We start from the raw sequence: 20572 nt of genomic DNA, 5'->3' as shown, positions 1-20572 counted from the left end.
CGGGCAGCGGCGGGCAGCGGCGGGCAGACAGCGGCCGGGGGTTACTTCTTGGGGGCCTTGTTGTCGCCGGAGTCGGAGGAGAGGGCGGCGATGAAGGCCTCCTGCGGCACCTCGACCCGGCCGACCATCTTCATCCGCTTCTTGCCTTCCTTCTGCTTCTCCAGCAGCTTGCGCTTACGGCTGATATCACCGCCGTAGCACTTGGCGAGCACGTCCTTGCGGATGGCACGGATGGTCTCCCGGGCGATGACCCGGCTGCCGATGGCCGCCTGGATCGGCACCTCGAACTGCTGGCGCGGGATCAGCGTACGAAGCTTGGCGGCGATGGTGACGCCGTAGTTGTACGCCTTGTCCTTGTGCACGATCGCGCTGAACGCGTCCACCGGCTCGCCGTGCAGCAGGATGTCCACCTTCACCAGGTCGGACGCCTGCTCGCCGGAGGGCTCGTAGTCGAGCGACGCGTAGCCCTTAGTGCGGCTCTTCAACTGGTCGAAGAAGTCGTAGATGATCTCCGCGAGGGGCAGCGTGTAGCGCAGCTCCACCCGGTCGGCGGAGAGGTAGTCCATGCCGAGCAGGGTGCCGCGCCGGCCCTGGCAGAGCTCCATCACCGCGCCCACGTAGTCGTTCGGCGTCAGCACGGTGGCCCGGACCACTGGCTCGTACACCTCGGCGATCTTGCCGGTGGGGTACTCGCTCGGGTTGGTCACGACGATCTCCGCGCCATCGTCCGTGATCGCCCGGTAGACGACGTTCGGGGCGGTGGAGATCAGGTCGAGGTTGTACTCGCGCTCCAACCGCTCCCGGATGATCTCCAGGTGGAGCAGGCCGAGGAAGCCGCAGCGGAAGCCGAACCCGAGGGCACCGGACGTCTCCGGCTCGTAGTCCAGGGCGGCGTCGTTGAGCTTGAGCTTGTCCAGGGCCTCGCGCAGGTTCGGGTAGTCGGACCCGTCGATCGGGTAGAGGCCGGAGTAGACCATCGGCTTCGGGTCCTTGTAGCCACCGAGCGGCTCGGCCGCCGGCCGGCTGTTGATGGTGACAGTGTCACCGACCCGGGACTGCCGGACGTCCTTCACGCCGGTGATCAGGTAGCCGACCTCGCCGACGCCGAGCGCCTCGGCCTTGACCATCTCGGGCGAGATGACGCCGATCTCCAGCAGCTCGTGCACGGCGCCGGTGGACATCATCTTGATCCGGTCGCGTGCGCTGATCCGGCCGTCGATGACCCGGACGTACGTGACGACACCGCGGTACACGTCGTACACCGAATCGAAGATCATCGCGCGGGCGGGCGACTCGGCCTCACCGACCGGCGGAACGAACTGCCTGACGATCTCGTCGAGCAGGTGCGGGACGCCCTCGCCGGTCTTGCCGGAGACCCGGATGCAGTCGGCGGGATCACCGCCGATGAGGTGGGCCAACTCCTCGGCGTACTTCTCCGGCTGGGCGGCCGGCAGGTCGATCTTGTTGAGCACCGGGATGATGCGCAGGTCGTTCTCGAGCGCCAGGTAGAGGTTCGCCAGGGTCTGCGCCTCGATGCCCTGCGCGGCGTCGACCAGCAGCACGGCGCCTTCGCAGGCGGCCAGCGACCGGGACACCTCGTAGGTGAAGTCGACGTGCCCCGGGGTGTCGATCATGTTGAGCACCGCGTGCTCGCCGGCCCGCTCACCCTCACGGATGGTCCAGGGCATGCGGACGGCCTGGCTCTTGATGGTGATGCCGCGCTCGCGCTCGATGTCCATCCGGTCCAGGTACTGCGCGCGCATCTGCCGGGGATCGACCACGCCGGTGAGCTGCAGCATCCGGTCGGCCAGGGTCGACTTCCCGTGGTCGATGTGGGCGATGATGCCGAAGTTCCGGATGCGACCGGGGTCGGTGGAACCAGGGGCGTTCGCGCCGGGATCGAGCTTCGGTGGCACAGCGGTCCGTTCTGGTCGGCTGACGTGAACAGGCCGGCGCGCCGCCGACCCCCTCTATGTTCCCACGCCGCCGGGGTGCGCCCACTGCGCGGGCGATGCATCGGTCCGCGGACACCTCACTCCAGGGGCGGCTCGACGAAGAGCGCGGCCAACCGGGGCAACCGCCGACGCGCCTCTTCTTCGTCGTCGAAGTCCCAGAAGTCGTTCAGGTCCGGCGTCCGCACCGGGTCACGGTCCGCGGGTAGTTCGGTGGCGGTGGCCTTGCGGTACGCGTCCCAGGGCACCGACAGCATCCGCTCGGCGGAGAACTCCTCACCACTGAGCGAGGCCGCCCGCACCTGCGGCAGTTCGGCCAGCGAGTCCGGTTCGGTGACCGCGCGGGCGAAGACCGCCCGCCCCTGGGTCATCAGCCAGCCCCGGAAGTGCTCGAAGCCGTCGGCCGAGGCGCCACCGTTGATCAGGTACGCCGCGCCCCACAGGTCCGCCTTGTGCGAGGCCGCCAGCACCCGCGTCTGGTGCCGGGCGTACCCGACGATGTCCTCCGGATCGCGCTCGGCGAGCAGGGCGACGGCCCGCGCGGCGACCGGCCCGGGCTCTCCCCCGCCGCCGGCCCGAGCCTCGTCGATCAGCTGCCAGAAGTCCTCGGTCCTCATGGCTTGGCAGTCTGGCAGTGTCGCCGCGCGTCGCGCACGCACCCCGGGGCAGCATGGTGCGGTGTCCTCTCCCTCGTTGCCGCCGGTGCCCTACCACGCGAGCGCCCAGCGGCCGTCGTGGTCGACGTTGCCGGCGACGCTGCGGGCCGCAGTCGCCGACCGGCTCGGCACGCCGGTGGTCACCGCCCGGGTCGCGGGCGCGGGCTTCACCCGCGGCTTCGCCGCGGTGCTCCACACCGCCGCCGGCGGCCGGGCCTTCGTGAAGGCGGCACCCGCCGCCGAGCAACCGCACCTGGTCGAGTGGTACGCCCGGGAAGCAGCGATCCTGGACCGGCTGCCGGCCGACCTACCGGCGCCCCGGCCCCGGTGGACGCTGTACGAGGCCGGCTGGTTCGTGCTCTGCACCGACGCCGTCGACGGCCACACCCCACGCCTGCCGTGGGTGCCCGCCGAGCTGGACGCCACCCTCGCCGGGTACGCGGAGGTCGCCGCCGCCCTGGCCGAGCCACCGGCCGAGCTGACCGCCCTCGGCCTGCCACACCTGGCCGACCTGGCCCGCTCGGACATCCTCTGGTGGGAGGAGGTCGCCGCCGGTCGGGAACCCCCGCCCCCGCTGCCCTCGTCGACCCTGGATCGGGTGCCCGACCTGGTCGCGTTGGAGTCCCTCCTCCCCCGGTACGCCGCCGAGGCGACCGGGCTGATCCACGGCGACCTGCGAGTCGACAACGTGCTGATCGGCGCGGACGGCCGAGCCTGGTTCTGCGACTGGACCTGGGTATGTTCCGGGCCGGCCTGGTTCGACCTGGCCGGTCTGCTCCTCACCGCGTACGCCAGTGGACTCGACGCCGACCGGCTTTTCGCCACCCACCCGGCGACCGCCGGCGCACCGCCCGACGCGTTGGACGCGACCCTGGCCGCGTTGGCCGGCTATTACCTCACGGGCGCGGCGGCGGCACCGGCGACGGCTTCGCCGCACCTGCCCGCCCACCAGCGGTGGAGCGGGGAACAATCGCTCGACTGGCTGGCCCGCCGTCAGGGCTGGCGCTGACAGCGGCCCGCCTGCGACTCCGGTGGCCCGGCGGCCCCGACACCCGGCGGGCCCGGCGGCCTCGGCACCCCCGGCGGCCCCGGCCCGTGATCGACTCGGGTTCCTTGAAGTCGGTCTGTCAGCCACGGTCGGATGGCGCGGTTTCCAGGAAGCCGAGTGAATCAAGCGTTCGAGCGTTCGGATAGGCTCTCGACCCAGGACGGGCCCCGTTCGGGCCGAGCCGTTTTGGCTCGTCCCGGGCGACCTGGTAACCTGGCTCTTCGCGCGGCGGTGACGCATGTTCGTCATCCAGCGCACAAGCTGACCAACCCGAGCTATCAAGACGAGGCTGTCGCGTGGCGAACATCAAGTCCCAGATCAAGCGCAACCGGCAGAACGAAAAGGCCCGGCTGCGCAACAAGTCGGTCAAGTCGTCGCTGAAGACCGCCGTCCGGAAGTTCCACGAGGCTGCCGAGGCCGGTGACGTCGAGAAGGCGACCGCGCTCATGCTGGACGCCTCGCGCAAGCTGGACAAGGCCGTCAGCAAGGGCGTGATCCACTCCAACCAGGCCGCGAACCGCAAGTCCGCGATCGCGAAGCGCGTGGTGTCGCTCTCCGCCTGACGACTTCACCGTCAGACTGATTCGGAAAGCCCCGGGCCCAGGCCCGGGGCTTCCGTGTGTCCGCAGTCGGGCTAGCCAGGCTGGGCCTGATTGGTCGTTTCCCGGCGGCCGGGCTCAGTCTGACGGGTGGGCGCGGCGAGGGGGTGGCACCGAATCTGCGGTGATCACCACGCCGGTCACACTCTGCGAGATCCACTCCACCTGGGCTCGCCCGACCGCCGGTTCCATCTGGCGGCGGAATCGGTCCCGTTCCTGCTCGGGCACGAGCGCTGCGGAGCGGACCACGATCGCGGCCACCATGTCGTTGAGCTTGACCATCGCCGCCACCACGACGGGCAGCACCAGCACCGCCCACCAGGTGACAAGTTCGGCGAGGGCGAGCAGCACCGCCAGGGCGATGGTGCCCTCGAAGAAGAGGAAGCACAGCACGCCGCCGGGGTTGACGAACCGCAGGCCGAGGATCCGGGCGTAGAGCGGCCGGTACCGCTCCTCGTCCACTCCGATGGTGGCCCACGCCGGGCGGTTCGCCCCCGTCACCTGGTGCTGCCCTGCCGGGCCGCCGCGACGGAGAAGACCGCCCGTTCCAGTGCGTACGCCCGGTCGTCTGAGCCGCCCTTGACGGCCGCGTTGCACTCGGCGGCGACCTGCATGGCCCGGACCAGGCCCTCCGGGGTCCAACCGCGCCCCTGTCGCTGCGCCCGTTCGATCTTCCACGCGGGCATGCCGAGGCTGCTGGCCAGCTGGTACGGGTTGCCCCGCCCGGCCGACGCCACCCTGGCAACCGTGCGCACTCCGTCGGCCAGGGCGTCGGCGATGGGCACCGGGTCGACCCCGACGTGCAGGGCCCAGCGCAGCGCCTCCAACGCCGCCGGCACGTCGCCGACCATGGTGGCGTCCGCCACCGTGAAGCCGGTCACCTCGACCCGACCCCGGTAGTAGCGGGCGACAGTTTCGGCGCTGATCCGCCCGTCGGTGTCGGCGATCAGCTGGGAGCACGCGGCGGCCAGTTCGCGGAGGTCGTTGCCAACGGCCGCGATGAGCGCCTCCGCGGCGTCGTCGGTGCACTTGCCTCCGGCTCGGCGGATCTCGTCCCGGACGAAGGCCACCCGGTCGCGGTGCCCCTTGAGCTTGACCGCCGGCACGACGGTCGCGCCGGCTGCCCGCAGCCCGTCGGCGAACGCCTTGCCCTTGGCGGCACCCAGGTGCAGCACCAGCAGTTGGACGTCCGGGTCGGGATTCTTCGCGTACGCCAGCAGCGCGGCGACCAGGTCCTTGCGCGCGTCCTGACCGGAACGCAGGATCAGCAGCCGCCGCCCACCGAACAGCGACGGGCTGAGCATCTCGGCGATCTCGCCGACGGTGAGCGCTCCGGCCTGGTACTCGCGGACGTCCACCTCGGGGTCGACGCTGCGAACCTTCGCGACAGCTTCGGTGACCGCGCGCGTGGCGAGCAGCTCCTCGTCACCGAGGACGAGCAGAATGGGGGCGAGGCTGGCGGGGGTCACGCCGCCCATATTCGCACGCCCCAGCGTGGGATCGTGCCTGCTCATCAGCTGCTCGGTCGGCGCAGCCCGCACACAACGCAAATCCCGACATCTATCTCAATTGCCAATTAATGCGCAATTCGGGCGCGGTCCGTCCACTCCTAAACCCGCCCGGTCTCAGGGCTGCCGGCCCGGTGGCACCCCTCGGCGGGCCACCGCCAGGCCGTTCCTCGTCCGAACCGCTGCCAGGTCGCCGTCGGTGTCGGTGCGCAGCACCCGGGCACCACCCCTGCCCAACCGACTGAGCAGCCCGGGGCTCGGATGCCCGTAGGTGTTGCCGGTGCCGACCGGCACGAGCGCGACGGCAGGCCGCACCGCGTCGAGGAACCCGAGATCCTGGTACGCCGAACCGTGGTGGGCGACTTTCAGCACGTCCGCCCGCAACTGGCCGGGCGTCGCCCTCGCCAGCATCGCGTGCTGCTCCTCGGTCTCTGCGTCGCCGGGCAGCAGGATCCGCACCCCGGCCACCGTGGCGCGCAGCACCACCGAGTTGTTGTTCGGGTCGGACCTGGTGCCGGCCAGCGGGTACGGCGGGCCGAGCACCAGCAGGTCCACCCCGCCCACGGGGTGTCGAGCGCCCGCCACGGTGGTCAGCAACGCGGCCCGCCCGCCGATCGCCGCCGCCCGGACGAGGTCCCGGCCGCTCTCCGGGTCAGTCGACGAGGGCGTCAGCACGGCACCGACCCGCCGTCCCCGGAACACCCCGGCCACCCCACCCACGTGGTCGGCGTGGAAGTGACTGATCACCAGCAGTGGCACCTCCCGTACGCCGAGCCGTCGCAGGCAGCCGTCCACCGCACCCGGCTCCGGCCCGGCGTCCACCACGACCGCCCGGCCGGGTGCGACCGGCAGCACCACGGCGTCGCCCTGACCCACGGCGCAGACCACCACCACCCAACCCGGCGGCGGCCAGCCGGCGAAGACCAGCCGCACCGGAAGCGCACCCAGCACCGTGGCCACGCCGACGACCGCCACCAGCCGCCGTACGAGTGGTCGGCGCACCGCGACCAGCAGCGCGACGGTCAGTGCGGACAACAGCAGAGCGCCGGGCAGCCCGCCCAGCCACGGCACGGTGCCGCCCGGCAGCCGGGCGCCCTGCCGGGCGATGACCACCAACCACCAGGCCGGCCAGCTCGCCAGCCAGGCGAGGAACTCGGCGCCACCCGGCCAGACCGGCGACACCATGGCCGCCAACACGCCCAGCACTGTCGCCGGCGCGATGGCCGGCACCGCCAGCAGGTTGGCCGGCACGGCCACCAGGCTGACCGTGCCGGAGATTCCGGCGACGACCGGGCCACAGGCCAATTGCGCCGCCGCCGGCACGGCCAGCGCCTCCGCCAGCCCGGGCGGTACTCCCCGCCGTCGTAGCCCGTCCCGCCAGCGTGGCGCGAGCAGCAACAGGCCGCCGGTGGCCAGCACCGAGAGCGCGAACCCGGGATCACCGGCCAACTCGGGGTCGACCAGCACCAGCACGGTGACGGCGGCGGCAAGCGCGGGCAGCGCGGCTCGGGGCCGGCCGGCCGCCAGCGCGGCGAGACCGATCGCTCCCATCGTCGCCGCCCGTACGACGCTCGGTGACGGACGGACCAGGATGACGAAGCCCACCAGTGCGACCCCGCAGAGCCCGACGGCGAGCCACGGCCCGGCCCGTGACCATCGGGCCAGCAGCAACACGGCGCCTACGACAATCGCGACGTTGCTCCCCGAAACAGCGTTGAGGTGTGTCATTCCGGTTGCTTGGAAGTCCGCCTCGACGGCGGGCGGCAGCCGGCTGGTGTCCCCCACCACCAGCCCGGGGAGCAGCCCACCCGGATCGTCGGGCAGCGGGGCGCAGGCTCGTTGCAGGCCGGCTCGCAGCGACCCGGCAGCGCGCTGCGCCCAGGACGACACACCGTGCCGCTCCGGCGGGCCGTCGGCGCTGAGCACGGCTGCGGTGAGGTCGCCACCACGCGGAACGCCGAGCCGGCCGTCGGCGCTGAGGCGCTGCCCAGGCAGCAGGCCCCGCCAGGTGGGGTCGGTCGTCAGGACGAGCAGCCGCACCGACGCGTGGATCCGCCGGCCATCCGGGCCGGTGAGCCGGACCGACTCCGTCGACACCAGCAGCATGCCCGGCCGCCCGGCGCTGCGGATCGGACGCGGATCGTCCCTCACCACCAGATCAACTGTGACCAGAGCACGCTGCTCGGCCAGGGCACGGATCGCCGGTGCGTCGCGAACTGCCAGGCGCGCTCCGGTGGCAGCACCACCGGCAACCACGCCGAGACCGACCGCCACGGCGATCCACCCGTAGCGCCGCGCCACGGCCCGGGGACGGCCGAGGCGGCCGAGCAGATGCAGAGCACCGGCCGCTGTCACACCGGCCGCCGCGCTGGCGCCCAGCAGGACGGCCAGGCCGCCCAGGTGCAGGCCAGCGAGCGCGGTGAGCCAGGCCGCCACGGCGAGCCCAGCCAGTCGCAGATCCGGCGGTTGGGCGGGGGCTTGATCGGCCGGCGGCGATTGCGGCGCGCCACCGGCCACGGGGGTCAGCCGCAGACCAGCGGCGGTGGACTCCCTCACACCGTCACCAGATCCTTGAGCTGCTCGTACCGTGCGTCGCCGATCCCGTCGACCTGACGCAGGTCGCCGACAGCCTTGAACCCGCCGTGCTGGTCCCGGTGGCTGAGGATCCGCTGGGCGAGCACCGGCCCGACCCCGGGCAGCGCGTCGAGTTGGGCCAGGGTGGCTGTGTTGAGGTTCAGCGGGCCGGCGGCCGTTGCCGCCCCACCTCCCGCCGGGCCGACCGGTGCCGGCGGAGGCGTCACACCGACCACGATCAGCTCCCCGTCGGTGACCTTGCGGGCGGGGTTGAGCAGCGCCAGGTCGACACCGGGCAGTGGACCACCGGCCGCCTGGACCGCATCGGCGAGCCGGGAGCCGGCAGGCAGCCGTACCAAACCGGGCTTGCGGACCTTGCCCGCGACCGCCACCACCAGCTCGCCGGGGCCGGGCCCGCTGGGGTCACCCGTCGAGGCGGCCGACGGGGCCTCGCTGACCAGCGGTGCGACCGCCTCCGACTGGGGCCGGGACCGCCAGGCCCAGGCTGCCGCCCCCAACACCACCACCACGGCGACGACAGCCAAGGCCCGCACCCCGCGTCGCCCTGGATCGAACGCCCCCGGACCGGCCAGTCGCGACTCGGGCTCGCTCGCGAGGCCGCCGGGGGCCGGCTCCGCGAGCGGCGCGGCAACCCGGGACGGCAGCACGCCACCCACGGTTACGCCCACGGGCGCCCCCGCTGGCCGGGGTGGCACCGGTGCGGCGACCGCCTCCGTCAGCCGCCGCAGGCGCTGGCGTACCTCTGTCTCCTCGTCGTGCGACACAGGGCGACGCTATGGCGGCGGACGCTGCGGCGGGACTCCTCGGCATCGGCCTGTGGACAGGCGACACCATTGTGGACAACGCCCTGATCATGCCCGCGATCTGCTATGGCCGCACGGGCCAGGCCGTCGTCGAGTGTTCCTCGACAGGCGTCGCCGGAACCGATGCCCGTCCTCGCCCGACGGCCCGACCGCCGTCGAATCGACAGCTACAGGTACGGCCGGGTGATGATCTCGATCATGTGGCCCGACGGGTCCATGAAGTAGAAGCCCCGCCCACCGTGCTCGGTGTTGGTCTCCCCCTCCCGTTCCAGCTTCGGGTCGGCCCAGTACGTGATGCCACGCCCCTCGATGAACCTCAGGCACCTGACGAACAACTCGTCGTCGACGAGGAACGCGTAGTGCTGTATCTGGATGTCCACCGGCGGCTCGGCGAACTGGAGCAGCACGCCCTCGTCCAGCTGGACGTTGGTGAACGGCCCCCACGACGGCGCTTCCGGCAACTCGAACAGCTCCCGGTAGAACGCCGCCGAGGCGTTCCTGTCCTTGCTGACGACGATGGTGTGGTTGAACGTGACTGTCATCGGTACCGTCTTCTTCCCGGTAGATCCGTAGACCCGACCGGAAGCCCACAGCCCCCACCCAGCCACACCGATGACAAAACCCCGAGGGCGCCGACGCCCCGGATCCCGCACGAGAGACGCGTGCATGGCGTCAATCTCGGCGTGGTGGCTGAAGTAGCCAGAACCTCCGGGGGGTAGGCCCATCTGGGGCGCGCACGGAGGCTAACACAGCGGGGCGAGGCGGTCAGTCGGCCGGACGGCGGTGGACGACCACACAGGCCAGACCCGGGCCGGCGTGGGCGGCGACGACCGCGCCGGCCTCGGAGACGTACGTGTCGTGCAGCCGGTCACCGAACCGCCCGGTCAGCGCGACGAGCAACGCCTCGGCTCGCTGCGGCGCGGCCAGGTGGTGCACCCCGAGATCGACGTCGTCGTCCCCGGCCGCCTCGACGGCCAGGTCGACGAGCCGGGCCACTCCGCGGCTGGCGGTGCGGACCTTCTCCCGCAGCACGATCGTCCCGTTCGGCATGTGCATGATCGGCTTGACGGAGAGGGCGGTCCCGAGCAGCGCCTCGGCGGCGTTGATCCGACCGCCTCGGCGGAGGAACTCGAGCGTGTCGACGTAGAACCAGACGGTGGTGCGGGCGACGGCGGCGAGCGCGGCGTCGCGTACACCGGCGAGGTCGACGCCGGCCTCGGCGGCGGTGGCGGCCGCGATGGCCGGAAAGCCGAGACCCATGCCGGTCGAGCGACTGTCCACGACCTCGACGCGCCCGTCGAAGTCGGCGGCGGCCAGGCGGGCGGCCTCGACGGTGCCGGACAGGGCGGCGGAGATGTGCACCGAGACGATCCCGTCGGCGCCGTCGTCCAACAGTCGGCGGTACGTGCGGGCGAACTGTTCCGGTGCCGGCCGGGAGGTGGTCGCGGTGACCCGGCGGGCGCTCAGCGCCAGTGTGGCGTCGGCCGGCTGGGTCTCCACCCCCTCCAACCCCTCCGCGCCGTTGAGGACGACTGTCAACGGCACGACGGTCAGCCGGTGCGCGTGCACCAGCTCGGGCGGGAGGTAGGCGGTGGAGTCGATGACGACCGCGACGGGCATGCCCGGCACGCTAGCCGATCGGGACGCCGAACGACGAAGCGCGATGACGCCCAGCCGGGGCGAGGATCGTGCTCAGACCGCGTCGACGGCGACCGGGGCGGTGATCAGGCCGACGTTGTGCGCCCGCAACTGCCAACCCCGGACGTCGTCATGGCGCAGCTCGGTCCAGTGGCAGTTGGCGAGCGAACCGACGGCGCGCAGCACCGACGCGTCCCAGCCGAGCAGGTGACCGACGCCCTGCCGGGAGGCGCCGCCGTGGGTGGCGATCACCACGGTGCCGCCCGGTGCCGCGTGGGCGGCCTCCAGCAGCGCGGCGGCGACCCGCTCACCGAGGTCGTGCAACGGTTCCACGTCGACCCCGGGAGCGGGGTCGCCGGCCTGCCAGCGGGCGTACTCCTCGGGGAAGCGCTCGGCGACCTCGGTGAGGTGCAGGCCCTGCCACTGGCCGAAGTGCCGCTCGCGCAGCCGTGCGTCGGTGCGGACCGGCAGGCCGGTCAACGCGACCAGTGCGGCGGCGGTCTCCGCGGCGCGGCCCAGGTCACTGGACACGATGGCGTCGGGCCGCAGCGCCGCGAGCAGCGGCGCGGCGGCGCGGGCCTGGTCGCGGCCAAGCTCGTTCAGGGGTACGTCGGTCTGCCCCTGGACCCGGTTGGCGGCGTTCCAGTCGGTGTTGCCGTGCCGCCAGACGATCAGCTTGGTCATTCGGCTGCGGCGGACCCGCTGGCTTCGGCCTCGACCAGGTCGCGGTCGACGAACGGGATGGTGGGGCAGTCCTTCCAGAGCCGGTCGAGGGCGTAGAACTCGCGCTCCTCGGTGTGCTGGACGTGCACCACGATGTCGACGTAGTCGAGCAGCACCCAACGGCCACCGCGCTCGCCCTCGCGCCGCAACGGCTTCGCCTTCTCCGGGAGCTCCAGCAGGCTCTCCTCGATGGCGTCGACGATGGCCAGCACCTGACGCTCGTTGGGAGCGGCGGCGAGTACGAACGCGTCGGTGATGGCGAGCTGGTCGCCGACGTCGATGATCGTGATGTCCTGCGCCTTCTTGTCGGCGGCGGCCTGGGCGGCCGCGATAGCCAGCTCGTGAGCGCGTTCGGAAACTGTCACCGTTCTCCTTCGATCAGGCGTGCGATCCTCCAAGCGTCTCACACCCGCCGACGCACCGACCGGGCAGTTCTGGTCGGTGCAAGGTGGAAACAGGGGCATATCGGGCGGGTTCAGTGCTGATAGAGGCTCCGCTTGGCGATGTACTGCACCACACCGTCGGGGACCAGGTACCAGACCGGTTCACCCCGGGCGACCCGGGCGCGGCAGTCGGTCGACGAAATGGACATCGCCGGCACCTGGATCAGACTGACGGTGTCCGCCGGAAGGTGCTTGTCGGTCAGCGCGAACCCGGGCCGGGTCACACCGACGAAGTGGGCCAGCTCGAAGATCTCGTCCAGGTCCTTCCAGGACAGGATGCGTTGCAGAGCGTCCGCTCCGGTGATGAAGAACAGCTGCACCTTGGGGCCGTACTCGGCCTGAAGGTCGCGCAGGGTGTCGACCGTGTACGTCGGCCCACTGCGATCGATGTCGACCCGGCTGACCTGGAAGCGGGGGTTGGAGGCGGTCGCGATGACGGTCATCAGGTACCGGTCCTCGGCAGGGCTCACCGGTTCGTCGGCCTTCTGCCACGGCTGCCCGGTCGGGACGAAGACCACCTCGTCCAGGCCGAACCGGTCGGCCACCTCGCTGGCCGCGACGAGGTGCCCGTGGTGGATCGGGTCGAAGGTGCCACCCATGATCCCGATCCGCCGGATATCTTCCTCCACCCCGTGATCGTAGGCCGAAGGCGTGAGCGGGCTGTTGCGGCCCGGTACCGGCTCGGCCACCGAAGACCTATACTCGTATGCGAGTAATCGTTGACGAGTGAACGGGGGCGTCGTGGCGAAACGTCGCAAGGTCGGCAACCTGCTGGCGCTGGCCGTGCTGTCCGCGCTCGTTCAGCGGCCGATGCACCCGTACGAGATGGCCACCACACTCCGCGCCTGGGGCAAGGAACAGGACATGGAGATCAAGTGGGGCTCCTTCTACACGGTGATCCGCAACCTCGACAAACATCAGTTGATCGAGGCGGTGGAGAGCCTCCGCGAGGGCCGCCGCCCGGAACGCACCGTCTACCGCATCACCGACTCGGGCCGGGCGGAACTGGTCGACTGGGCCCGTGAGCTGGTCTCCACGCCGATGCCGGAGCATCCCCGGTTCCGGGCCGGCCTGTCCGTCCTCGCCGCCCTGCATCCCGACGAGGCCACCGACCTGCTCCGGCAGCGGCTCGATCGCCTGGACGGCGCGCTGCGTCGGGACCGCGAGACACTCGCCGCCCATCTGCGGGAGATCCCGCGGCTGTTCCTGGTGGAGACCGAGTACGACCTGGCCATGCGGGACGCGGAGGCCGCCTGGCTACGGGCGCTGCTCGTGGAGCTGACCTCGGGGAGCTACCCGGGGCTCGACACCTGGCGCGCCTTCCACGAGACCGGCGAGATGCCGGCCGAGCTGACCGGGCTGGCGGAGAGGACCAGCACCCCGACCACCGGTGCCCAGAGCACCGGCCAGCACCTCGACACGACCGACTGACGGACGGCTCCGGCGGGGTGCGCCAACACCCCGCCGGAGCCCTTACCCCGAACCGACACCTGGGAAGGTGCCCGGCCCGAAGCGGCAAACACGAGGATAACCGGGCTCCCTCCCAGGTCCGTGCGCCTGCGCGGACCACGACACCCCAGGGAGAGAGCATGACCACGGTACGAACCGCGATCGTCATCGGCGGCGGCATCGCCGGCCCGGTGACGGCGCTGGCGCTGCGCCGCGCCGGCATCACCGCCACCGTCCACGAGGCGTACCCGGCCACCGCCAGTGAGGCCGGCGGCATCGGCGGCACCCTCGCCCTCGCGCCGAACGGGGTGGCGGCCCTGCGCGTGGTGGGCGCGGACGAGGCGGTGACGGCGCTCGCCACCCCCATCGAGCGCACCATGATGGCGGTCGGCCGCCGCCGCATCGCTCTGCCCACGCTGGCCGGGGTGCCACCGCTGCGCGTGGTGCACCGGGCCGAGCTGCATCGGGTGCTCCACGATCGGGCTATCGCCGAGGGCGTCACGTTCGCGTACGGCAAGCGGTTGGTCGACGCCGAACAGACCGGTGACGGGGTGACCGCCCACTTCGACGACGGGACCGCCGCGACCGCCGACGTGCTGGTCGGCGCGGACGGCGTCCGGTCCACGGTCCGGGGGCTCATCGACAGGGCGGCGCCCGGCCCCCGGTTCACCGGTCTGCTCGGCTTCGAGGCGGTCGCCCGGCACGAGGTGGACGCAGCGCCGGGCACGATGACGTTCGCCTTCGGACGACGGGGCTACTACCTGTACTGGCCGGAGCCCGGCGGCGGCACTCGGTGGGGCGTCAACCTGCCGCAGCAGCGACCGATGAGCCTCGTCGAGGCCCGCGCGGTGCCTGCCGAACGGTGGCTGGACACGCTGCGCAGCAGCTACGGCGACGACGACCCGGGCCGGGAGTTGATGGCGACCAGCATCGCCGACGAACTCCAGGTGGTCGGCGCTCTCCAGATCATGCCGCCGGTGCCGCACTGGCACCGGGGGCGGATGGTGCTGGTCGGCGACGCCGCCCACGCGCCGTCGAACAGTTCCGGGCAGGGCGCGTCGCTGGCCATCGAGAGCGCTGTGCAGCTCGCCCGCTGCCTGCGGGACCTGCCGGACGTCGCGTCGGCGTTCGACGCGTACGTGCGGCTGCGTCGCTCCCGGGTGGAGAAGGTCGCCGCCCGTGCGGCCCGGATCAACCACGCCAAGGCGCCCGGGCCGGTCGCCCGGACGCTGATGCCGCTGCTGATGCCGCTGCTGGTGCGCACGGCGATGGACCCGGAGAAGACCGTCGCCGACGAGCAGCGCTACGTCATCGACTGGGACGCCCCGGTCACAGCGGAGCCCGCGCTGCGCTGAGTGGTGGGCGTGGGGTGGCTCGTCGGCCACCCCACGCCCGACTGCTCTCATGCCGACGCGGCCGCCACCGCCGTTCGGGCGACGAGTGCGCGGCGCAGGTCGTCGTCGGCGTCGGTCACCACCCGGCGCAGGCCGGGGGTCAGGTCGTCGCGGGCCAGCAACGCCGCGGCCGCCTCCCGGGTCGGCTGCGCCACGGCGTAGCGGGGGAACGCCAGAGCCGCCACCCGGTCGGCCGTCCAGGGGGTACGCCGACTCGCGGCGGCCGGCATCTCCGCGAAGTACCTGTCGACGTACGCGGCGGTCAGCTCGGCCTGTTCGGGTTGCCAAAACCCCTCGGCTGTCGCTTCCAACAGCCGGTTGGACAGGTCGGTGTCCCGCACGATGATCTCCCAGGCGGCCTGCTTCGCCGCCGGGTCGGGCAGGGCGGCCCGGCAGTGGGCGGCCCGTTCCGCGCCCGTGGAGCTGACGTCGGCGGCCGCCTCGATGGCGATCTCCGCCTCGCCGGCGGCGCCCAGCACCACCAGCCGGCGCAGCACCGCCCAGCGCAGCTCCGCGTCGACCTTCAGGCCGGCCGGCACGTCCCGCCCGGCGAGCCAGCCGACGAGCAGGTCGTCATCGGTGGTCGTGGCGATCCAGCCTCGTGCGGCGGCGAGCTGCAACGATTCTCCGGCCGGTGCGCCGTCGAGCAGGCGCTGGCACGCCTCGGTGACCCGGGCCAGCGCCGCCGACCGGGTCAGCGGGTCGAGGTAGCGGTCGACGAGCGACCGGCTGAGCGTCAGCACGTCCTCCGCGATGATCACCTCGGTCTCGGTGGGCAGCGCGGCGACCATCAGGTCGACCAGGCCGGCGACCGGCCGCTCCCCGTCGGTAGCGGCGTCCAGTGCCTCGCCCCACAGCACAGCCCTGGCCAGCGGGTCGGTCAGACCGGGCAGCACCAGCGGAACGGCCTCCGCCGACGCCGGGTCGAGACGCACCTTGGCGAAGGTGAGGTCACCGTCGTTGAGCAGCAGCAGCCGGGCCGCCGGCAGGCCCTCCAGCTGACTGACCACGGTCCGATCACCGTCGACGGCCGGGTCGATGTCCACCTCGTCGCGGAGGACGCTGCCGTCCGCCGAGTAGCGGCCCACGCCGAGCCGGTGCGGGCGCCGCACCGGGTGCGACTCGGGCGCGGTCTGCACCACCGCCACCTCGGTGTAGCGGCCGTCGGCGTCCACGGCGACCTCGGCGCGCAACGTGTTGACCTGCGGCCGACGCAACCACAGCTCGGCCCAGCCGGAGAGGTCCCGCCCGCTGGCGCTGGAGAGGCTGGCCAGCAGGTCGTCGAGGGTGGCGTTGCCGAAGCGGTGAGCGGCGAAGTGCGCGTTGAGGCCGGCCAGGAACGCCTCGTCGCCGAGCCACGCGACCAGCTGCCGCAGCACGCTGGCCCCCTTGGCGTACGAGATGCCGTCGAAGTTGAGCAGGCCCTCGTCGGCGTCGGCGACCTCCTCCGGGGCGATCGGGTGGGTGGAGGGGCGCTGGTCGGCGGCGTAACCCCAGGCCTTGCGGCGCATGGCGAAGGTGGTCCACGCCTGGTCGAAACGGGTCGCCTCGGCGGTGACCCGGGTGCCCAGGTACTCCGCGAAGGACTCGTTCAACCACAGGTCGTCCCACCAGCGCATAGTGACCAGGTCACCGAACCACATGTGGGCCATCTCGTGGGCGATGGTGCTAGCCCGCTGCTCGCGCTGCGTGTCGGTGACCGCCGAGCGGAAGATGTAGTCGTCGCGGAAGGTGACGATGCCCGGATTTTCCATCGCGCCGGCGTTGAACTCGGGCACGAACGCCTGGTCGTACTTGCCGAACGGGTAGCGCTCGGTGAAGAGCTCGTGGAACCGGTCCAGGCACTGCCGGGTGACGGTGAAGATCTCGTCGGCGTCGGCGTCGGCGTCCAGGTGCTCGGCCTGCGACCGGCGGCAGTAAATGCCCAGTGGCACACCGTCGTGCTCGGCCCGCCGGACGTGCCACGGCCCGGCGATGAGCGAGAAGAAGTACGTCGCCAACGGCGCGCTCGGGGCGAACTCCCACCGGCCGGGAGCCGGGTTGGCGACCACCTCGGCATTGCCGGAGACCGTCCACTCCGGTGGCGCGGTCACCGAGAGGGTGAACGGGGCCTTGAGGTCGGGTTGGTCGAAGGCGGCGAAGATGCGCTGCGCGTTGTCGAGGAACGACATCGCGTAGAGGTAGGTCTCGCCGTCGGCCGGGTCGACGAAGCGGTGCATCCCCTCGCCCGCGTTGGAATACGCCATCTCCGCCTCGACGACGAGCGTGTTCTCCGCGTCGAGGTCGTCGAGCGGCAGCCGGTTGTCGGCGAGCAGGCCGGGGTCCAGGTCGCGGTCGTTGAGGCGTACCCCGAGTAGTTTCGCGGGCTTGACCTCGGCGAAGGTCGCGGTGCCGGGGGTCGCCCGGAACCGGATCTCCACGCGGGAGCGGAACAGCTCCGCGCCGCCGGTCAGGTCGAGGTCCACCTGATAGGACTCGACAGTAATCGCCGCGCCACGCGCGGTCGCCTCTACACGGGTCAGGCTCGGCATCCGCTTATCCTGCCCGATGGGGATCGGCACCCGGTCACCACACGACCCTCGGCACTGGAGGAAAGAACCATGGCGCAGCACCCCAAGGGCGACTTCGACCTCTCTCGGGCGGTCTGGCAGCGGGCCGAGGGGGACACCTCCGACAGCGCCGTGGAGGTCGCCTTCGTCGACGATCTGATCGGGATGCGCAACTCGGCCGAGCCGGAGGGACCGGTGCTGGTCTTCACCCAGGCCGAGTGGGACGCGTTCGTGGCCGGCGCGCAGGACGGCGAGTTCGACCTGGACTGAACGCGCTGGCCGGTGTGCGGTTGCCGTGCCGGTGCCCGCAGTCGGGGCGCCGGCACGCAGCCCTCCCCTACCGGAACGACCGGCCCGGGCCGGTGGTCAACCATCGGCCCGGCCGGGGCCGTCGCCGTCGCCCCAGCCGAGGCCGCCCGGACCGGGGGCGTGGTGGAAACCAGGATGGCCGGCGACGTCGACGCAGCGCTCGCCGTCCGGGCCGACAGCACCGCAGAACAGCCGCTCGGCCCGCTGCCAGGCGTCCGCCGGTGACAGGGCCGCCGCACCGAGGGCGACCTCCACGCGGAGCAGGCTCAGCGCCTCCGCGTACGCCACCGCCAGCTCACGGGCCTCGGCCACGTCGGGCGCGGTGAAGCCCAGGTGCACGGTGAAGAACCGGCGCGGCCGGGTGGGCCGCCGGGGCGGCCCGATCAGTGACCGCCCGTCACGGCTCCCGCCCAGCGCCCCGAGCGCCCGCCGCTGCCGCCAGTGCGGTGATGTGTTGTCGCGCATCCGCCCTCCCCGTGGTTGCCCCACCAGCAGCAAACCAGGTTCCGCTGCCCCTGGGAGGGGCCAGCCGGTGTGCCGTCCGCGCAGGGATTCAGCTGCGGCGACCGGGGTAGACAGCCGGCCGGACCCCGCGCGTGAGGAGACCCGATGGCGAGTATGCCGGCCGACCGCAGCCCGGACAGCACCCTCGCGCTGCTCCGCGCCGGCTACCGCTTCATCGGCGAACGCTGTGAGCGCTACGACAGCGACGTGTTCCGGACCCGGATCCTGCTCGCCCCGACCATCTGCCTGCGCGGCCGGCCGGCGACCGAGTTGTTCTACGACACCGAACGCTTCCAACGCGCCACCGCGATGCCGCTGCGGGTGCAGCGGACCCTCACCGGTCGGGGTGGTGTGCAGGGACTCGACGGGACGGAACACGCCGACCGCAAGGCGATGTTCATGTCGATCATGACGCCGGCCGCCATCCGGCAGCTCGGCCAGCTCTTCGACGACGAGTGGCTCGCCCGGATCCCCGCCTGGGAGGCTGCCGGGCCGGTGTCGCTCTACGACGAGCTGGGCCGACTGCTGACCCGGGTGGTGTACGCCTGGGTCGGGGTGCCGCTGCCCGCCTCACAGGTCGCGGACCGCGCCGTCGAGCTGCACGCCATGATCGAGGCGCCGGCGCTGGCCGGACCCCGGCACTGGCGGGGACGGCTCGCCCGTCGCCGCGCCGAACGCCGGCTCGCCGACCTGGTCGAACGGACCCGGACCGGTCTCGCTCCGGCACCGGCCGGCAGCGCCCTGGCAGTGATCGCCGAACACCGGGACGGGCGGGGCAACCTGCTCCCCCGCCGGACCGCGGCGGTGGAGCTCCTGAACCTGCTGCGCCCGGTGGTCGCCGTCGACCAGTACCTGACCTTCGCCGCGCTCGCCCTGCACGACCATCCGGGCTGGCGGGACCGGGTCCGCGACGACGACGAGGCCACCGAGCAGTTCGTCCAGGAGGTACGCCGCTACTACCCGTTCTTCCCGATGGCGGCGGCCCGGGTCCGGCGCTCCTTCGAATGGCAGGGCCACCACTTCCCCGCCGGCCGTCGGGTGCTGCTCGACCTGTACGGCACCAACCACCACCCGACGCTCTGGCCGGAACCGGAGTTGTTCCGTCCGGAACGGTTCGCCGGGCGACGGGTGGACCCGTTCGCGCTGATCCCGCAGGGCGGCGGCGACCACTGGGCCGGACACCGGTGCGCCGGTGAGTGGATCACCATCGACCTGATGAAACGGGCGGTCGCCAACCTGACCACCACCATGCGCTACGACGTACCGGTCCAGGACCTGACCCTGGACCTGCGCCGGATGCCGGCGCTGCCGCCCCTCGGCCTGACCATCACCAACATCCGCCGCACCGACTGATCGGACGACGCCCGTGCGCGATCAACCACGGCGTGCAGAGGTACGACGGGCGCCGGCTCGGCCGGTCCGCCTGCCGATGACGTACGTGCTGCCGCTGCGCTGGCACTCCGACAGCGGCCTCGCCGAGTTGACCGACTACCTGCGCTGGCTGGCCGACCGGGTCGACGTGCTCGTGGTCGACGGCTCAACACCGGACCTCTTCGCCCGGCACGCCGACGCCTGGGCGGGGCTGGTCCGGCACCTCCCACCCGACACCACAGGCGCGGGGCTCAACGGGAAGGTGCTCGGCGTCCGCACCGGCGTACGCGCGGCGGAGCACGAACACGTGGTGATCGCCGACGACGACGTCCGGTACGACGAGGCCGGGCTGACCGCCGTACACCTCCTGCTCGACCAGGTCGACCTGGTCCGCCCGCAGAACTACTTCGACCCGCTGCCCTGGCACGCCTGGTGGGACACCGGCCGGACGCTGCTCAACAGGGCCCTCGGCGCGGACTACCCGGGGACCCTCGCCGTGCGTCGCAGCGCGTTCCTCGCCATCGGCGGGTACGACCCGGACGTGCTCTTCGAGAACCTGGAACTGATCCGCACCATGCGCGCGTACGACCGCTCCGAGGCGACGCCGGCCTGGCTGTACGTACGCCGGTTGCCTCCGGACGCCGCGCACTTCCGGAGCCAACGGGTCCGTCAGGCGTACGACGACCTGGCCCAGCCGGCGCGTCTGCTGACCGCGCTCGCGGTCCTGCCGGCACTGGCCGCGGCGGTCGCGGCCCGGCGGCCCGCGCTGGTGCTCGGCGCGGCGGCCGGCACCGTCGCCCTCGCCGAGGCGGGTCGCCGCCGAGCGGGCGGCACCGCGGTCTTCCCTCCGACGACGGCGCTGGCGGCACCGGTCTGGCTGCTGGAGCGCGGAGTGTGCGGCTGGCTCGCTGTCGCCCAGCGGTTCCTGCTCGGGGGCGTCCGGTACGGCGACGGCCGGATCCGCCTGGCCGCCCACCGGACACGTTCCCTGCGCACCCACCAGGGGCGGCGTCAAAGCCCCTGACAGCGCG

General features: G+C 72.4%; 20 protein-coding genes. 7 read left to right on the top strand and 13 right to left on the bottom strand.

What is annotated here, in order from left to right:
- Positions 1-41: 41 nt before the first annotated feature.
- A complete protein-coding gene (lepA, locus tag FHU34_RS08110) occupies positions 42-1916 on the bottom strand; it encodes a translation elongation factor 4 (RefSeq protein WP_145779400.1) in 1875 nt (624 codons plus the stop codon).
- A gap of 116 nt (positions 1917-2032) precedes the next feature.
- Positions 2033-2569: a DUF4240 domain-containing protein gene (locus FHU34_RS08105; protein WP_145779399.1), complete on the bottom strand. Its 537-nt coding sequence runs from the start codon at positions 2567-2569 to the stop codon at positions 2033-2035.
- 61 nt (positions 2570-2630) lie between these two features.
- Between FHU34_RS08105 and FHU34_RS08100 the strand changes: the two genes are divergently transcribed.
- Together FHU34_RS08100 and rpsT are read left to right on the top strand one after the other, a co-directional pair.
- Positions 2631-3617: an aminoglycoside phosphotransferase family protein gene (locus tag FHU34_RS08100; RefSeq protein WP_145779398.1), complete on the top strand. Its 987-nt coding sequence runs from the start codon at positions 2631-2633 to the stop codon at positions 3615-3617.
- 335 nt (positions 3618-3952) lie between these two features.
- Positions 3953-4219: a 30S ribosomal protein S20 gene (gene rpsT / locus FHU34_RS08095; protein ID WP_030491765.1), complete on the top strand. Its 267-nt coding sequence runs from the start codon at positions 3953-3955 to the stop codon at positions 4217-4219.
- A 114-nt stretch (positions 4220-4333) separates the two neighbouring features.
- Here the strand turns inward: rpsT and FHU34_RS08090 are convergent, their stop codons facing one another.
- The 9 genes from FHU34_RS08090 to nadD all read right to left on the bottom strand — a co-directional run bounded on the left by FHU34_RS08090 (position 4334) and on the right by nadD (position 12594).
- On the bottom strand, positions 4334-4756 hold the full coding sequence (locus tag FHU34_RS08090; protein WP_145779397.1) for a hypothetical protein: 423 nt from the start codon (positions 4754-4756) through the stop codon (positions 4334-4336).
- Positions 4753-5733: a DNA polymerase III subunit delta gene (gene holA / locus FHU34_RS08085; protein ID WP_145785486.1), complete on the bottom strand. Its 981-nt coding sequence runs from the start codon at positions 5731-5733 to the stop codon at positions 4753-4755. Before holA ends, FHU34_RS08090 begins: the two co-directional genes overlap by 4 nt.
- A 147-nt stretch (positions 5734-5880) precedes the next feature.
- Positions 5881-8289, bottom strand: coding sequence for a ComEC/Rec2 family competence protein (locus tag FHU34_RS08080; protein ID WP_425280567.1), 2409 nt, complete (start codon positions 8287-8289; stop codon positions 5881-5883).
- A gap of 26 nt (positions 8290-8315) precedes the next feature.
- Positions 8316-9122, bottom strand: coding sequence for a ComEA family DNA-binding protein (locus tag FHU34_RS08075; RefSeq protein WP_145779396.1), 807 nt, complete (start codon positions 9120-9122; stop codon positions 8316-8318).
- A gap of 206 nt (positions 9123-9328) precedes the next feature.
- Entirely contained in the window at positions 9329-9703 is a 375-nt protein-coding gene (locus FHU34_RS08070; protein ID WP_145779395.1) for a VOC family protein, read from the bottom strand.
- Positions 9704-9926: 223 nt separating this feature from the next.
- Positions 9927-10781 carry a DegV family protein gene (locus FHU34_RS08065; RefSeq protein ID WP_145779394.1) on the bottom strand — a complete coding sequence of 285 codons (855 nt, stop codon included), beginning with the start codon at positions 10779-10781 and terminating at the stop codon, positions 9927-9929.
- Positions 10782-10853: 72 nt separating this feature from the next.
- A complete protein-coding gene (locus tag FHU34_RS08060) occupies positions 10854-11483 on the bottom strand; it encodes a histidine phosphatase family protein (RefSeq protein ID WP_145779393.1) in 630 nt (209 codons plus the stop codon).
- Positions 11480-11887, bottom strand: a complete 408-nt coding sequence (rsfS, locus tag FHU34_RS08055) for a ribosome silencing factor (protein ID WP_145779392.1) — start codon at positions 11885-11887, stop codon at positions 11480-11482. Before rsfS ends, FHU34_RS08060 begins: the two co-directional genes overlap by 4 nt.
- A gap of 110 nt (positions 11888-11997) precedes the next feature.
- A complete protein-coding gene (gene nadD, locus FHU34_RS08050) occupies positions 11998-12594 on the bottom strand; it encodes a nicotinate-nucleotide adenylyltransferase (RefSeq protein WP_145779391.1) in 597 nt (198 codons plus the stop codon).
- A 112-nt stretch (positions 12595-12706) separates the two neighbouring features.
- On the opposite strand from nadD, the gene FHU34_RS08045 reads away from it, so the two are divergent.
- Together FHU34_RS08045 and FHU34_RS08040 are read left to right on the top strand one after the other, a co-directional pair.
- On the top strand, positions 12707-13396 hold the full coding sequence (locus FHU34_RS08045) for a PadR family transcriptional regulator (RefSeq protein WP_145779390.1): 690 nt from the start codon (positions 12707-12709) through the stop codon (positions 13394-13396).
- A gap of 158 nt (positions 13397-13554) precedes the next feature.
- Positions 13555-14769: an FAD-dependent monooxygenase gene (locus FHU34_RS08040; protein ID WP_145779389.1), complete on the top strand. Its 1215-nt coding sequence runs from the start codon at positions 13555-13557 to the stop codon at positions 14767-14769.
- A gap of 47 nt (positions 14770-14816) precedes the next feature.
- On the opposite strand, the gene pepN is transcribed toward FHU34_RS08040, so the two are convergent.
- The gene (gene pepN / locus FHU34_RS08035; RefSeq protein WP_145779388.1) at positions 14817-17339 is read right to left on the bottom strand and encodes an aminopeptidase N; all 2523 of its coding nucleotides are present in this window, start codon (positions 17337-17339) and stop codon (positions 14817-14819) included.
- A gap of 69 nt (positions 17340-17408) precedes the next feature.
- On the opposite strand from pepN, the gene FHU34_RS08030 reads away from it, so the two are divergent.
- Entirely contained in the window at positions 17409-17627 is a 219-nt protein-coding gene (locus tag FHU34_RS08030; RefSeq protein WP_030491749.1) for a DUF397 domain-containing protein, read from the top strand.
- 96 nt (positions 17628-17723) lie between these two features.
- Here FHU34_RS08030 and FHU34_RS08025 read toward each other — a convergent pair whose 3' ends face one another.
- Complete coding sequence (locus tag FHU34_RS08025; RefSeq protein ID WP_145779387.1) at positions 17724-18131, bottom strand: hypothetical protein; 408 nt, start codon at positions 18129-18131, stop codon at positions 17724-17726.
- A gap of 144 nt (positions 18132-18275) precedes the next feature.
- Between FHU34_RS08025 and FHU34_RS08020 the strand changes: the two genes are divergently transcribed.
- Together FHU34_RS08020 and FHU34_RS08015 are read left to right on the top strand one after the other, a co-directional pair.
- A complete protein-coding gene (locus FHU34_RS08020) occupies positions 18276-19523 on the top strand; it encodes a cytochrome P450 (protein ID WP_145779386.1) in 1248 nt (415 codons plus the stop codon).
- Positions 19524-19599: 76 nt separating this feature from the next.
- On the top strand, positions 19600-20565 hold the full coding sequence (locus tag FHU34_RS08015) for a glycosyltransferase family 2 protein (RefSeq protein ID WP_244311581.1): 966 nt from the start codon (positions 19600-19602) through the stop codon (positions 20563-20565).
- The last annotated feature ends 7 nt before the right edge of the window (positions 20566-20572 follow it).

This window comes from Micromonospora taraxaci (assembly GCF_007830095.1).
Taxonomy (GTDB): Bacteria; Actinomycetota; Actinomycetes; order Mycobacteriales; family Micromonosporaceae; genus Micromonospora; species Micromonospora taraxaci.
Note: the sequence above shows the minus strand (reverse complement) of the source record. Positions and strands in the feature narration are given on the sequence as shown.